This is a genomic window from Pusillimonas caeni (genome assembly GCF_003545815.1).
GTDB classification, from domain to species: Bacteria; Pseudomonadota; Gammaproteobacteria; order Burkholderiales; family Burkholderiaceae_B; genus Pusillimonas; species Pusillimonas caeni.
Genome location: NZ_PDUW01000007.1, coordinates 60,592 through 74,344, shown reverse-complemented (window position 1 = coordinate 74,344; position 13,753 = coordinate 60,592). Strand labels below are relative to the sequence as shown.

General features: G+C 64.0%; 15 protein-coding genes. 8 read left to right on the top strand and 7 right to left on the bottom strand.

The window, feature by feature from the left end; genetic code table 11:
* Nucleotides 1-122: 122 nt before the first annotated feature.
* On the bottom strand, nucleotides 123-2,012 hold the full coding sequence (locus CSC67_RS15425; protein WP_118995338.1) for an AMP-binding protein: 1,890 nt from the start codon (nucleotides 2,010-2,012) through the stop codon (nucleotides 123-125).
* Complete coding sequence (locus tag CSC67_RS15420) at nucleotides 1,994-3,169, bottom strand: ABC transporter substrate-binding protein (protein ID WP_118995337.1); 1,176 nt, start codon at nucleotides 3,167-3,169, stop codon at nucleotides 1,994-1,996. Before CSC67_RS15420 ends, CSC67_RS15425 begins: the two co-directional genes overlap by 19 nt.
* Before the next feature lie 163 nt (nucleotides 3,170-3,332).
* On the opposite strand from CSC67_RS15420, the gene CSC67_RS15415 reads away from it, so the two are divergent.
* Nucleotides 3,333-4,151 (top strand): helix-turn-helix transcriptional regulator, encoded by an 819-nt coding sequence (locus CSC67_RS15415; protein WP_167752923.1) that lies wholly within the window; start codon nucleotides 3,333-3,335, stop codon nucleotides 4,149-4,151.
* Nucleotides 4,152-4,303: 152 nt separating this feature from the next.
* On the opposite strand, the gene CSC67_RS15410 is transcribed toward CSC67_RS15415, so the two are convergent.
* Nucleotides 4,304-4,711 carry a DOPA 4,5-dioxygenase family protein gene (locus CSC67_RS15410; RefSeq protein ID WP_118995511.1) on the bottom strand — a complete coding sequence of 136 codons (408 nt, stop codon included), beginning with the start codon at nucleotides 4,709-4,711 and terminating at the stop codon, nucleotides 4,304-4,306.
* Between the two features lie 115 nt (nucleotides 4,712-4,826).
* Between CSC67_RS15410 and CSC67_RS15405 the strand changes: the two genes are divergently transcribed.
* From CSC67_RS15405 to CSC67_RS15375, 7 genes are all read left to right on the top strand, one after another.
* On the top strand, nucleotides 4,827-6,002 hold the full coding sequence (locus tag CSC67_RS15405; protein WP_118995335.1) for a benzoate/H(+) symporter BenE family transporter: 1,176 nt from the start codon (nucleotides 4,827-4,829) through the stop codon (nucleotides 6,000-6,002).
* A gap of 246 nt (nucleotides 6,003-6,248) precedes the next feature.
* Nucleotides 6,249-7,046 (top strand): ABC transporter ATP-binding protein, encoded by a 798-nt coding sequence (locus tag CSC67_RS15400; RefSeq protein WP_118995334.1) that lies wholly within the window; start codon nucleotides 6,249-6,251, stop codon nucleotides 7,044-7,046.
* Nucleotides 7,043-8,038, top strand: coding sequence for an ABC transporter substrate-binding protein (locus tag CSC67_RS15395; protein WP_118995333.1), 996 nt, complete (start codon nucleotides 7,043-7,045; stop codon nucleotides 8,036-8,038). The genes CSC67_RS15400 and CSC67_RS15395 overlap by 4 nt, the downstream gene beginning before the upstream one ends.
* Before the next feature lie 111 nt (nucleotides 8,039-8,149).
* Nucleotides 8,150-8,878 carry an ABC transporter permease gene (locus CSC67_RS15390; RefSeq protein ID WP_425337664.1) on the top strand — a complete coding sequence of 243 codons (729 nt, stop codon included), beginning with the start codon at nucleotides 8,150-8,152 and terminating at the stop codon, nucleotides 8,876-8,878.
* Nucleotides 8,871-9,659 carry a type 2 periplasmic-binding domain-containing protein gene (locus tag CSC67_RS15385; RefSeq protein WP_118995331.1) on the top strand — a complete coding sequence of 263 codons (789 nt, stop codon included), beginning with the start codon at nucleotides 8,871-8,873 and terminating at the stop codon, nucleotides 9,657-9,659. The genes CSC67_RS15390 and CSC67_RS15385 overlap by 8 nt, the downstream gene beginning before the upstream one ends.
* Before the next feature lie 15 nt (nucleotides 9,660-9,674).
* The gene (gene thpR, locus CSC67_RS15380; RefSeq protein ID WP_118995330.1) at nucleotides 9,675-10,187 is read left to right on the top strand and encodes an RNA 2',3'-cyclic phosphodiesterase; all 513 of its coding nucleotides are present in this window, start codon (nucleotides 9,675-9,677) and stop codon (nucleotides 10,185-10,187) included.
* A gap of 38 nt (nucleotides 10,188-10,225) precedes the next feature.
* Entirely contained in the window at nucleotides 10,226-10,753 is a 528-nt protein-coding gene (locus CSC67_RS15375) for a SixA phosphatase family protein (protein WP_118995329.1), read from the top strand.
* Between the two features lie 24 nt (nucleotides 10,754-10,777).
* Here CSC67_RS15375 and infA read toward each other — a convergent pair whose 3' ends face one another.
* From infA to CSC67_RS15355, 4 genes are all read right to left on the bottom strand, one after another.
* Nucleotides 10,778-11,035, bottom strand: a complete 258-nt coding sequence (infA, locus tag CSC67_RS15370) for a translation initiation factor IF-1 (RefSeq protein ID WP_118995328.1) — start codon at nucleotides 11,033-11,035, stop codon at nucleotides 10,778-10,780.
* Nucleotides 11,036-11,396: 361 nt separating this feature from the next.
* Nucleotides 11,397-12,161, bottom strand: coding sequence for an ABC transporter permease (locus CSC67_RS15365; RefSeq protein WP_167752922.1), 765 nt, complete (start codon nucleotides 12,159-12,161; stop codon nucleotides 11,397-11,399).
* The gene (locus CSC67_RS15360) at nucleotides 12,158-12,919 is read right to left on the bottom strand and encodes an ABC transporter permease (RefSeq protein ID WP_118995326.1); all 762 of its coding nucleotides are present in this window, start codon (nucleotides 12,917-12,919) and stop codon (nucleotides 12,158-12,160) included. Before CSC67_RS15360 ends, CSC67_RS15365 begins: the two co-directional genes overlap by 4 nt.
* Nucleotides 12,919-13,737: an ABC transporter ATP-binding protein gene (locus CSC67_RS15355; protein ID WP_245220253.1), complete on the bottom strand. Its 819-nt coding sequence runs from the start codon at nucleotides 13,735-13,737 to the stop codon at nucleotides 12,919-12,921. The genes CSC67_RS15360 and CSC67_RS15355 overlap by 1 nt, the downstream gene beginning before the upstream one ends.
* Nucleotides 13,738-13,753 lie beyond the last annotated feature (16 nt).

Here is a 13,753-nt window from a genome sequence, read left to right as displayed (position 1 = left end):
TCCGCGTCCGCGTGGAGTTGTCCACAATTTATGTGAACAACTCTGCGGACAACTCTTTGACATGTCGTGCGAACGTAACGGCCATGCCGGTTTGCGTCGCCTGCGCAAAGAAGCGTCCGAAATCAGCCCTGTTCGATATGGCAATGCACGGGCAAGCCGTGCAATGCGCGTTCTATCGGGGCCACCCGTGCTTCGTCGCGCACACGTATCAGACATTGCGGCGACTGCTCGTCGCGCAGGGCCACTTCGCAGTGCGCCAGCAGGCCGGCTTGTTCGAGGGCGTCGCGCACCGCATTGAGCGCCGCCATGCGGCGCAGGGCCGGCTTGAAGATCTTGCCCACCGGCGTGGTGGGCATGGCGTCCAGGATGTGCACGTGCTTGGGCACGGCGGGCCGTTCATGGATGCGCGGCGTGGCCTTGGCGAGCAATTCCGGCGCCTTGCAGTCGGCCTCCGACTTCAGTGTGACGAACACCACCGGCAATTCGCCCGCGTAGCGGTCGGGCTGGCCCACCGCGGCGCAGTCCAGCACGTCCGGATTGGCCAGAAAGGCCTCCTCGATGGCCTGCGGGTCGATGTTGTGGCCGCTGCGTATGATCAGGTCCTTGGAGCGGCCGGTGATGAAGATGCGCCCCTGTTCATCGACATAGCCCAGGTCGCCCGAAATCAGCCAGCCGTTCTCGGTAAAGGTGCCGGCGTTGCGGGCCGGGTCCACGTAGCCGGGACTGATGTGCGGCCCCCGCAGGCATAGCACGCCTTCCCGGCCCGGTGCGCAAAAAATGCCGGGGCGGGGCTTGTCCGCCTCGGCCAGGGGCATGGCGCGCACTTCGGTATAGGGCAGGGCCAGGCCCACCGAGCCGGGCGTGCGCGGAAGGGCCATGGGTTCGATGGCCACGATGCCGGCGCATTCCGTCATGCCGAAAATGTTGCGCACGGGCACGCCGGTGCGCGATTCGAATTGGCCGGCTATTTCGGCCGGCAGGGACGAACCGCCGGTCAGGGCGGCCCGCACGCCGCAGGCGCCGTCGATTCCGGCCTGTTCATGGCTTTGCGCAAGCGAGGCCAGCGTGGTGGGTACACAGCCCAGATGGGAAACGCCATGGGCCTGGAACAGCTGCCAGGCCTTGGCGACGAACTGCTGGTTGCGCATGCCCAGCAAAGTCGGAATATAGATTGTGCCGCCCACCGCCAGGGCGGCCAGGCCGTAGACGAAGACGCCGGCCACATGAAACAGCGGGAAACCGTTCAGCAGACGATCGCCGTGGGAAAAGCGATAGTAGGCGGCCGCCATGCAGCTGGTGTGCAGTTCGTTGCCGTGGGTATGCCGCAATATCTTGGGCAGGCCCGTGGTGCCCCCAGTATGGAAGATGGCCGCGGTGGCTGCGGGCGACAGTTCGTCCACCTGGCCGGCCAGCGGTTCCGCGGCGCGCAGCAGCGCCTGGAACGACCCGGACGACGGCTCGGCCTCGTCGGGATCGATCTCGAACACCTGCCGTTCGCCGCCCGCCAGCCGCACGGCTTCCAGGGTTGTCCGGCGAATGGCGAGCTGGTCGCTGTGCCCCAATGTGACGATGACGCGCACGTCGGCGGCCCGGAGCAGGCCGGCGATGTGCTCGGCGCCCAGAAGATAATTGATGGGAAAAACGCAGCCTGCCAGCTGAGCGCCCCACAGCGCCACGTGGGTGGAGGGAATGTTGGGCGCAATGATGGCCACCGGCGTATCGCGCGTCACGCCCGCCTGGCGCAGCAGGGCGCCGGCACGCAGTATCCGGTCGGCCAGTTCGTCGTAAGCCCAGGCCAGCAGCTCGGATCCCGGGTCGGCCTGCACCTGAAAGAGCAGGGCGGGGGTGTCGGGATATCGGCGCGCATTGCGCAGGATCAGGTCTATGGTCGACGAGAAGGGCACGCTTTGCGCATAGGGCCTGTCTTCGATGCGCCGGATGCTGTCCAGGTCGTCGATGACGGGCGGCGTCCAATACTGCCCGGCGTCGCGGGCTACTGCGCCAGTTTCCATTTTCCGTCCTCGATCTGCACCACCACCTGGCCGCGGCTGTCGATGCCGTTGTGGTCTTCTTTCGTCATATTGAAGACGCCTTCGGGGCTGACGACTTCCTTCATGTTTTCGAGCGCATCGCGCAAGGCGGCGCGGAACTCGGGCGTGCCGGGCCGGGCTTCTTTCAGCGCGACGGGCACCGTGGCCTGCAGCCAGTTCAGGGCGGTCCAGGCCGTGGAGCCGAACAGCGAACGGGTGCCGGGACCGTACTTGCCTTCGTACTGGGTGACATATTCGACGCCGGCCTGCTTGGTGGGGTCGTCGTCGGGAAGCTGTTCGGCCACCAGAACGGGCGCGACCGCCAGGAAAGTGCCTTCCACATCCTTGCCGCCCACGCGCAGGAAGTCGGCATTGGCCACGCCATGGGTCTGGTAGACCTTGCCCTGGTAGCCGCGCTTGGCCAATTCGGCCTGGGGCAGGAAGGCGGGAGTGCCGAAGCTGAGGATATAGATGGCGTCGGGCTTGGCCGCCATCAGGCGCACGATCTGCGCGGTGACGCCCAGATCCTGGGCGCCGTAGCGTTCGACGCCGCTGATCTCGATGCCGTGGTCCTTGGCTTGTTCATTGAAGGCGTTCAGGAAGCCGTTGCCGTAGCTGGTCGAGACGGCGATGGCGCCGGCCTTCTTGACGCCATGCGAGGCCATGTGCTCCAGCGCGCGCTGCACCGAGATGCGCTCCGGAGCCGGCATCTTGAAGGCCCAGGTCCGGGCGCCTTCCTGGGGCTCGATGATGGCGTTGCCGCCGCCCAGGGCGATGACCGGCGTGGCCGCGTTGCCGGCGACTTCGACGATGGCGATCGAGGGCGGAGTGACGGACGAACCGACGATGACGTCGACTTTTTCTTCATTGATGAGCTTGGCGGCCTGGCGCGATGCCTCGGTGGGGTCGCTGGCGTCGTTGAGCACGATCACCTTCAGTTTTTCGCCGGCGATGCTGTCCGGCCAGAGCTTGACCGTGTTGTCCGCGGGCTGGCCCAGCGAAGCGGCGGGGCCGGTGGTGGACAATATGACGCCGACGGTGATGTCGGCGCGTGCGCCCGCCGCCGCCGCAAATGAAAGAAACAGGCCGGCGCACAGCCGGGCCGCGGCGCTGGGCCGGGGAAAACTTCGGATTTTCATGGTCGTTGTCTCCTAGTATCCTTATGGGGTTGTTGGTCCATGGCCTGGCGGTCCATGGTTTTGTTGCAGTATGACCATCCCCCGCACGGTGGTCTGTCCACTCAAAAGACGACACGAACGGGCGCGCGGCACGCGGCCCGGTACATTTTTAGGAGTTCGCGCCATGAATGCCTGGAGCCTGGACGACACGGCAAGCGCCCATGCCTCAGTCCACCCCCGTCCGGTCGACGGGTTCATGAGCCATCTGATCGATGCGCTGGGCGAGCCCGATTTCGGGCACAGCCTCATCGCCCGGCTGAACGATCTGGTCGAGGTCGATTTCTTTTCGGTCTATCAGCTGGACGTCCGCGAGACGCCCCGCATGTTTCTTTCGTCCAGCCGTTCGGGGCACGACGTCAGCGACGACTGTTTTCGCAGCTATCAAAAGCGGCTGCACACCCAGGACCACACCTTCGACGGCGCCAAAGCGCTGCTGCGCGAAGGCCCGGTTGCCATGACCTACGCCCACCAATCGCATTTCGCGCCGCCGCACCGGGCGGCCATCTATTCGCGCCACGGCATACAGGACCGCCTGTCGGTGGTGTGCCGGGCCGATGGCGGGCTGGTGCTGGCCACCAATTTCTATCGCTTCGAGCGCCAGCCCATGTTCGGCTCGTCCGACGTGGACGCCATACAGTCGGTGGCCAGGTCGGTGGCCGCCTGCGTCACCAAGCACATCAGTCTGGCGGCGGGCCTGCGGCCTCCGGCGCCCGACATCGGCGCCCTGACGCGCGAGCTGGCCGCCTCGTGCCCCCGCCTGACCGCGCGCGAACTGGACGTGTGCGCGGGTCTGCTGCTGGGCCGCACCTACGACGGCATCGCCGCCGATCTGGGCTTGTCGGTGGCCACGGTCAAGACCTATCGCGCCCGCGCCTACGACAAGCTGGGCATCAACTTCCGCAGCCAACTGTTCGGCATCGCCTCGCGGCTGGTCCAGTCCTAGGGGCTTTTAGTGTTAACAGGCCCTAGACGCCAATGGCTCCGCGAATGCTGTCGCGGCGCTGCGGCGCTTGGGGCGGGGCGGCGGCGTGTCGCCGCCTCGACGCCTGCGGGCCGCGGGATAGCAGTAGACCGGGGTGGGCCAGCGCAGAGCGCTCAGAACTCGTAATTGTCCACCGGGCGCTCTTCGCCGGAAAGCCTCGACAGGTCGAGCGGCCGAATCGCGCCCATCCATATCGCGAAATCGCGATGGTCGATCAGGTCGTTGCCCGTGACCGGATGGGTGAACACGACCAGGCCGTGGCGATTCATGGCCAGCCAGGGCAGCAGTTCGGCCAGCACCTGCGGCCGGTAGGCCAGCTGGCAGCTCCAGTCGGGATGCGGGCCGACCGGTTTTTCGTGTACGCGGCCCATCTTGGCCCCGAAGCGGCGCGCGGCCTCCTGGCACAGCAGGCGGGCCTGTTCGACGGTGGAAGCGTCGAAATAGACATGAGAGTGATAGCCCGCCACCCGGCGCTGCGACCATGGAGCGGCTGGCTGCCGGATGTCGTCTTGGGTATTCATGTGATCGTCCTGTGTTTTCATGATGATGCTTTCATGGGCCCACCTTAGCATGGTTACAATGCACCGAACCGCGCCCATGACCGGAAGGGGCGCAGCCAAGAACGACAACAGGGGAATGCAGGTGTTGAGCAGAGACTGGTCTGTGTCCGCCATTACGGCGGGTTTTCTGGCGGTGCTGATCGCCTACGCCGGCCCGGCGGTGATCTTTTTCCAGGCGGCGGCCGTGGCCGGGATATCGAACGAGATGCTCTCTTCGTGGATCTGGGCGATTTCCATCGGTCCGGCCATCACGGGCATCTATCTCAGCTGGAAGTTCAAGACGCCCATCGTGACGGCCTGGTCCGCGCCGGGCACCGCATTGCTGGTGACGCTGTTCCCGGCCATCAGCGTCAATCAGGCTGTCGCCGCCTACATTACCGCTGCCGTCATCATGTTCGTCATCGGCGTCTCGGGCTGGTTCGACCGCATCATACGCGCCATTCCCCGCGGCATCGCGTCGGGCATGATGGCCGGCATCCTGTTCCAGTTCGGCCTGGACGCCTTCCGTTCCGCCGCGACCATGCCTTTGCTGGCCTTCGGCATGATAGGCGCCTACATCGTGTTTCGGCGCCTGTGGCCGCGCTACTGCATCGTGCTGGTGCTGCTCGCGGGCATCGCGCTGGCCGTATTGACGGGCCATACCAATCTGGGCACGCTGGAGTTGCGCTGGGCGACCCCGGTATTCATCATGCCCGACTGGACCTGGGACAGCACCCTGAGCCTGGCGCTGCCTCTGGTGCTGGTCAGCCTGACGGGACAATTCCTGCCGGGCATGGCCATACTCAAGGTTTCGGGCTACGAGACGCCCGCTCGGCCGCTGTTGGTGACGACCAGCATGGCATCGGTGGTGGTGGCCGTGTTCGGCGGCATCAACGTCGTCATTGCGGCCATTACGGCGGCTCTGTGCACCGGCAAAGACGCCCACGAAGATCCCGGCAAGCGCTACGTGGCGGGCATCGCCAACGGCGTGTTCTATCTGATAGGTGGGCTTTTCGCCGGCACCATCGTGCTGCTGTTCACGGCCCTGCCCAAGGAGTTCATCGCGGTGCTGGCCGGGTTGGCGCTGGTGGGGGCCATCGCCAGCAATGTTGTAGGAACGGTACAGGACGAAGAGAACCGCGAGGCCGCCATCATCACCTTTCTGGCCACGGCTTCGAACATGAGCTACCTGGGCCTGGGCTCGGCGTTCTGGGGCGTGGTGATAGGGGGCTTCGCCTATGCCGTCCTGCGCTTGCGCAAGGCCAAGGCCTGAGGTGGCCGACGAAGCGCGGTTTTAATGATCCGCGTTTTATATGCCGGGTTCTCTTGCTCTTTTGCGGTCTTTATTATTTATGGAAATAAACAAAGACCGCAAAATTTGTTGGTGCGGCGCAACTAGAAAAGTAAAGTTTCATATACGTCAATCAATGTGTTCAAGGCGTGCTTAATACCCGTATGGCTATAAAGGTTTTTGAGCCGCGGGTCGCCATGGCGCCGGACACGCCTTGTACTGCTTTTCATGAAACTTGCATTCCAACACATCAAGAAGCGCTTCGGCGACCTCAACGTGGTCGAGGAGTTCAGCCGTGAAATCGATTCGGGCGAGCTCGTCGCCCTGGTCGGCCCTTCGGGCTGCGGAAAATCCACGCTGCTGCACATTGCGGCGGGGCTGGAAAAGCCTTCGGCGGGCGCCATGCTGGCCGACGGCAAGCCGGTGCGCGGTCCGGACCCCGAACGCACGCTCATGTTCCAGGAGAACGCCCTCTACCCGTGGATGACGCTGGTCCAGAACGTGGCGCTGGCGCTGGAATTCCAGAAGGTCGACAAGAAGCGGGCCGAGGCGCAGGCGCGTGAATGGCTCGAGAAGGTCAATCTCAAGAGCTTCGAAGACTACTATCCGCACCAGGTATCGGGCGGCATGCGCCAACGCGCCGCGCTTGCGCGCGCCTTCATCACCCGTCCCAAGGCCCTGCTGCTGGACGAGCCTTTCGGCGCGCTCGATGCCCTGACCCGCATGACCCTGCAAGACGCCTTGCGCCAATTGATCCGCGAAGCCGGCCCCACCGTGCTGCTGGTGACGCACGACGTCGACGAGGCCCTGTTCCTGGCGGACCGCATCCTGGTCTTCAGCAAGCGACCGGCCACCGTGTTGAAAGAGTTTTCTCTTGCGCAGCACGAAAAAACACATGATCTGTCCGAATTTTCGGACATGCGGCGCGAAATCCTGAGCCTGCTCGGCATCCACGCGGAGCAGGGCGGCGACGAGGCCGAAACGGTTTCAGAAACACAAGAATCCCTAGAAGGAGTGGCAGTATGAAGTTTATGCGTATGTTGTTGCCGGCCCTGGCGGCCCTGGCGCTTTCCGGCCAGGCCATCGCCGCCGAGAAATTCAAGATCGGCTATCTGCGCGTCATGGACGACGCCCAGGTCATGGCCGCGTACGAAGGCGGCTTCTACAAAAAGCATGGGCTGGACGTCGAACTGGTCGAGTTCAAGTCGGGCACCGACCTCATCAAGGCCATCGTGGGCGGCCAGCTCGATACCGGAGTCCTGGGCTTTACCAATGCCGCTTCGTGGTCCTCGCGCGGCGCCGATCTCAAAGTGGTGGGCGGCGCCCAGCACGGCTATCACGCCATCGTGGTGCGCGACGACGCCAACATCAAGACCGTGGCCGACCTGAAGGGCCGCACGCTGGCCTCCCAGAAAGAGGGCAGCACCGCCGACACCGTATTGCGCGGCGTGGTGCTGAAGGACGCCGGCCTGCAGGCCAGCGACCTCAACATCATGGGCGTCAGCCCGCAGGTGGCCGTGCAGTCGCTGGTCGGCAACCGTGTCGAGGCGGCCTTCCTGTTCGAGCCGCAGGCCAGCATCGCCAAGCTGGTGGCGCCGGTTACCGAAATCTACGAGATCGGCGAAGTCTGGCCCTTCCCCTGCATGGTGGTGATCACCTCGGGCGAGACGCTGGGCAAGAACAAAGACGGCGTATGGGCCTCGATGGACGCCCAGCGCGAAGCGATCGAGCTGCTGGCCAACAAGCCGGACGAAGCCGCCAAGCTCATTGCGCCGTATTTCATTGCCGAGCCCACGCTGAAGACGCAGGAGCATGGCGACGTGCCCCGCGAACAGGTCATCCGCGACGCCATTGCCAGCCAGACCTTCAGCCCCGTTCTTACCCCGAAGGAACTGGCCCGCATGCAGGAAATCGCCGACATCATGCAAGAGCAGGGCGCGCTCAAGACGCGTGACGGCTCCCGCTTCGACGTGAGCACCATCGTCGACCTCAGCTGGCAGGAAGCGCGCAAACTATAATCCTTGCGCTGTCGTTCCAACCAGAGATGGCCGGTCGCTGCCGGCCATCTTGTTTTGAAGCACTCCATGAGCTCCCGTTCACAACTTACCCGTTTTCAAAAAGCCGCCGCCATGGCGGTGGCCATTCTGTTCATCCTGCTGATCTGGCAGACCGCCGCCTGGACGCTGCCCGACTTCCTGATGCCGGGCGTGCCGACGGTCATCGCCCGCCTTTGGGCCGACATCCAGACCGGCGAATTCCGCCAGGTGCTGTCAGGCAGCCTGACCCGGCTGGGCTTCGGCTACGGCATCGCGCTGCTGTTCGGCATCGGCCTGGGCCTGCTGGGCGGCGTACTGTACTTCTTCCGCGAAGTGCTCAAGTCCGCCATCATCATTCTGCAGTCCATTCCCTCCATCGCCTGGGTGCCGCTGTTCCTGATCCTGATGGGCTTCGGCAACGTGCCCATCATCGTGGTCATCGCGCTGGCCGCTTTCTTTCCCGCCGCGCTGTCGGTCATGAACGCCACCGAGAGCGTGCTGAAGGTGCATGTCTCGGCGGCCCGGGTCATGGGCGCCTCGCGCTGGGGCATGGTCAAACGCGTCTACCTGCCGGCCGTCATGCCCGAGCTGATCACCGGCGCGCAGCTGGCCTTCGGCAATGCGTGGCGGGCGCTGATTTCGGCCGAGATGCTGATCGGCTTCGGACAGGGCTTGGGCCGGTCGCTGGCCTATGCGGGCGAAACCGCCGACATGACGGGCGTGATGGCCAACATCCTGACCATCGCCATTCTGGCCACTCTCATCGATCAGGTCCTGCTCGAGAACCTGAAACGCAAGCTGCTGCGCTACCAATATGTTTAGCAAGGGATTCCGGATCTTCGTTGCGGCGCTGTTCCTGGGTTGCGCCCAGACCGGCGCCGCCGCGTCGTCCGGGCCGGACCTGACCGTGGGCCTGCGCTACGTGCCGCCGCCTTTCGTGGGCGGCGCCAAGGTGCGTACGCCCGAAAGCATAGAAACCCTATTGGCGGGCGAGGTGGCCGCGCGCCAGCAGCGCGGTGCAAAGTTCGTCGAGTTCGATGCGACCGCCAGTTCCGTGTCGATGGACAGCGTCGATTTCGCGGTGGCCGATTTGCCCAAGTCGCAGGCCCGGCGGCAGGGCGGCCGAGCGATCGCCATCGCCACAGGCCAGGTCACCCGGCCCATGGCGATCATGCGCACCGACACCGACATCAAATCGTGGCGGCAATTGAAGGGCCGCACAGTCTGCCTGGCCCAAGACGGCCGCTACGTAGGCCGCATTGCCGAGCGTTACGGCGCCATAGAGCAGGTCTATCGCGCTCCAGCCGACTCGCTGCTTGCGTTGCGCACAGGCGAATGCGACGCGGCCGTGCACGACGACACCATGCTCAAGGCGCTGCTGCGTTTCCCCGAATGGAAGAAGTTCTCGGCCAGCCTGCCTCCGGGCGAGGCCGCGGAGCAGTATTTTCTCGTCCCGGCGGGCAGCGAAGACCTGGCGAAGCAGCTGAAGGAAATGGTGGGGCGCTGGAAATCCCAGGCCTACTTCAACAAGCTTATCTCGGATATGACGCGGGACATTGCATTCGAAGTCTATCTGGACCAGACTGTACCCGACTGCCATTGAATTTTGCATTGACGCATGCAGCAAAACACCGGACGCCTCTTTTTTGCGCTTTGGCCCGATGACGCCGTGGCCCGCCAGCTCGCCGACAGGCAGGCGGCGCTGCAGGGCGGGCGCAAGACACATGCGCGCGACTTCCACCTGACGCTGGCTTTTCTGGGCGTGCAGCCGCTGGAGAGCCTGCCGGATTTGCGCAGGGTGGTGGACGAGATCGCATTCAGTCCCATGTCGCTTATCCTGGACCGCTATGGCGAATTCGAGCGGCAGAAAGTCGTATGGGCCGGCATGGGCAATGTGCCCCAAGGCCTGCCCGAACTGCGGCGCCGCCTGCTCGACATGCCCGCTTTGGCAAGGCTTGCATTCCGCCGCGAGGCCGGTTTCGTCCCCCACGTCACATTGGCGCGCAAGACTCATCCGCCTCAAATGCATTTCGAAGCGATCGACTGGAGGGCGGCCCGTTTGGCCCTTGCCGAATCGGCGGGCGGCGAGGCGGTGCCGCGCTACCGCCTGTTGGCTTGTCGCGAGGCCTAGGGCCTGTTACGTTAAGACTTTTTGCGCAAGGAGCCCCGATGCCCGCACCGTCCCGTCGACTTTTCCTGCTGCGTCATGCCGAAGCGGACCGTCCTCCGGGAACGAGCGACCACGAGCGTCCGCTCAGCGCGCAGGGGCGCGACGATGCCGCGTCCATGGGCGTCTATCTCGCACAAGCGGGCCTGTTGCCGCAGATGGCCCTGGTGTCCACTTCCACGCGTACGCGCAGCACCTGGGAGCTGGTGCAGAAGGCCTTGCCCGAACTCGTGCCGGCGATGTTCGAGCGGCGCATCTACGAATCGACGCAGGATGCCATCCTGGCGGCCATCCGCGGCACGGCGGACGAGCATGAAAGCCTGGTGGTCGTCGGACACAACCCCGGCATGCATCGGCTTGCGCTGCATCTCATCGGCCGAGCCGATCGCAACGCATTCGCCAGGCTGCACAGCGACTATCCGCCTGGAGCCCTGGCGGTCATCGATTTCGAGGTGGACGGCTGGACGGATGTCGCCGAGCATGGCGGCACGCTGGAGCGCTTTGCCACGCCGGCAAGCCAGTCCGATTGAATTCCCGGGGAAACCGGGCAGCCCTTAATGACGCTTGCGCGCGGGCGTGTAGGCGGGGCGATTGGGCAGGTGGCGGAAGGTGATGCGGCCCTTGCTCAAGTCGTAGGGCGACATTTCCAGGGTGACTTTGTCACCCGCCAGGATGCGGATGTGGTGCTTGCGCATTTTGCCGCCGGTGTAGGCGACGACGGGATGGCCGTTGTCCAGCAGGACACGAAAACGGGAATCGGGAAGGACTTCTGTAACGGAGCCGCTCATTTCCAACAGTTCTTCTTTTGCCATATATGGTTTCTCCTGTGAATGACAATGCTGCAAGACCGCGTTCGTGGCGCGGATTGCCATGTCGTCGGGCGCGTTTGGCGCGGGTTGATGAAGCGGCGTACCGGTGCGTGGCGTGTGCCGGGACCGCATTGCGTAGGTGGCGGACTGCCCGCCGTTCAAGTCAAGCGGCGGGAACCGTGGGGTTCTGCTTGGTGGGACGTTGCAGCCGCGTGCTTGATATGCACGGGAAGCCGATGATGCGCAGCCCTGGTATCGCCAAAGGTGCGTGCGCTTATAACTTGCCGCTATATAACTTGTTGGTATTTGAATAGGCGTTTATTCAACTAAAAATTGTAACTCGCCAAGGGACGCAGGTCAAGTTTTACTTGTGAAGGATGATGCGACGCTCACACCATTGCAGCAGTGTCGAGGCCAGGAAGCCAATGCAGCCCAGCATGATCACGCAGGCGTAAAGTTCGGGAGTCTGAAAAGAGCGTTGGGCATTCAGAATGCTTTGGCCGAGCCCCGGCAACGAGGCTTGCATTTCCGTTACGACGGCGAGTATCAATGCGATGGCCAGCCCGACCCGGGCGCCTGCCACGATGTCGGTGAGCGCGCTGGGCAGCGATACTTTCACGAAGCGCTCCCGCTGGGACATGCCCAATGCGTCTGCGACCTCATATAAGCGTGGTTCCACCGTGCTGAAGCCCTGGACGGCGGCAAGAAGTACCGGCCAGAGCGACCCGAACGCAATGATGGCGGTCGACATCTGATTGCTCAGGCCGAAGACCAGGATGGCCACGGGAATGAAAGCTGACGCTGGCATGGGTCGCATGAACTCCAACGTGGGACTGAGGAGTTCATGGACGATCCGGGAACGAGTGATCAACGCACCCAGTACTACGCCGGCGATAGACGCGGCGGCCCAGCCATAGAGCATTCTTACGATGGTCGCCCAGGTTGGCGGCCAGATCTGGCCCTGCACGATGAGTTCCCACAACGTGGAAAGCGTGCGGGTGGGTGCGGGAAAGAACAGCGGGGAGATGAATTCGTAGGCGGCCAGCGTCTGCCATATACCGAGCAGAAGCAGAACAAACACGGCGGACGCAGCGTAGGCGGCCCACCTGTTAGACAAGATCGCGCTCACGCCGGCGCTCCTTCGCGGGATGCCCTGCGGCCGGGCGAACAGCGTCCGACAAACCATTGGCCCGCCCGGCTCAGCGCCCACCCCACGAAGCCTGTCCAGACCAGCAGCGCATACATCACATCGAAGCGCAGAGACTGCTGCGCCGACATCATTCCGTAGCCCAGGCCTTGCGGATTGATGACGATTTCGACCGTGACGGCGACGACCAGCGAAATGGCCAGTGCCAATTGGAGGCCGACGCTGATCCGGCCAAGGGCCGCCGGCACGATGATGCGTATCATGCGCTGCAGCGGCTTCATCTCCAGCGTTCTGGAGAGCTCGATCAAACTGGGCTCGATACTGCGCACGGCGGTAATCGTGATGATGAGCACGGGCCACAGGCATGCGAATGCCACGATCGAGGCTTCCATGCGCACCCCGAAGCCAAAGATCAGCATCGCCAGAGGAATCAAGGCCACCGATGGAATGGGGCGCAGAAGGTCTATGACTGGACGGACGACGCGTTCGGCGCTCCAGGCCAGGCCCAAGGCTATTCCGCCGAGCACGCCCAATGCGGAGGCGACGGCGAAACCGAACATGGCGGCCTTGAGAGTCTGCCAGGTGAGCCGAGGCACCGACCCGTCGAGCAGCCCGGCATACAAGGCCAGCGCGATGTCGAAGGGCCGGGACAGCGATTCATACCCGCTGATGTGCCAGCCGAGCTCCCAGATGATGAGCAGCGCGGCGGGAATGAGAACACCCTTGGCCAAGCGAAGCATCAGTGGCCCTCCAGCAGGCCGTAGACCTGATGCCTAAGGTCGAGGAAGACGGGTTCTTCCCGCGTGGTGAGCTGGTTGCGCGGGCGCGAGATAGGGATGGCGATGTCGGCCAGGATGCGGCCGGGGTTGGCGGCGAGGACGATGACGCGATCGCCCAGGTAAATGGCCTCTTCGAGATCATGGGTGATGAACACCACCGTGGTGCGATGTTCGCGGGTCAGCCGCGCCACTTCATCTTGCAGGCTTTGCCGGGTGATGGCGTCGAGTGCGCCGAACGGCTCGTCCATGAGCAGCAGTTTGGGATCCTGGGCCAGGCAGCGGGCGATTTGCACGCGTTGCTGCATGCCGCCCGAGAGTTGATCGGGGTAACGGTCCACAGCATGCGCCAATCCCATCTTGTTCGCCAGTTCGAGGATGCGCTCGTGCCGCTGCCGCTTTCCGAGCGGAGTATTTTCAAGTGCCAGGGAAATGTTTCCGTACACAGTGCGCCAGGGAAGCAGGGCGCGGCCATAGTCCTGGAAGACGATGGCGCGGTCGCGGGATGGACCTTTGATGGCGCCACCGAGGAAAGACACCGCGCCATGGGTGGGGCTGGCCAAGCCGGCCAGCAGGCGTAGCAGCGTGGTCTTGCCACATCCAGAGGCCCCGACTATGCACAGGAATTCACCATGGCGGACTTGGAAGTCGAGCCTGTCTATGACGGTGTGCGCGGCATCGCCCCGCCCGAAAACCATGGAGACTCCCTGGATGTCCAGCGCGGCGACGCTTTCGCCGGCCGCCGCGCTGCCGGAGGGGATGAGATGAGTATCGGGATCCATGAACATGTACGGCCGC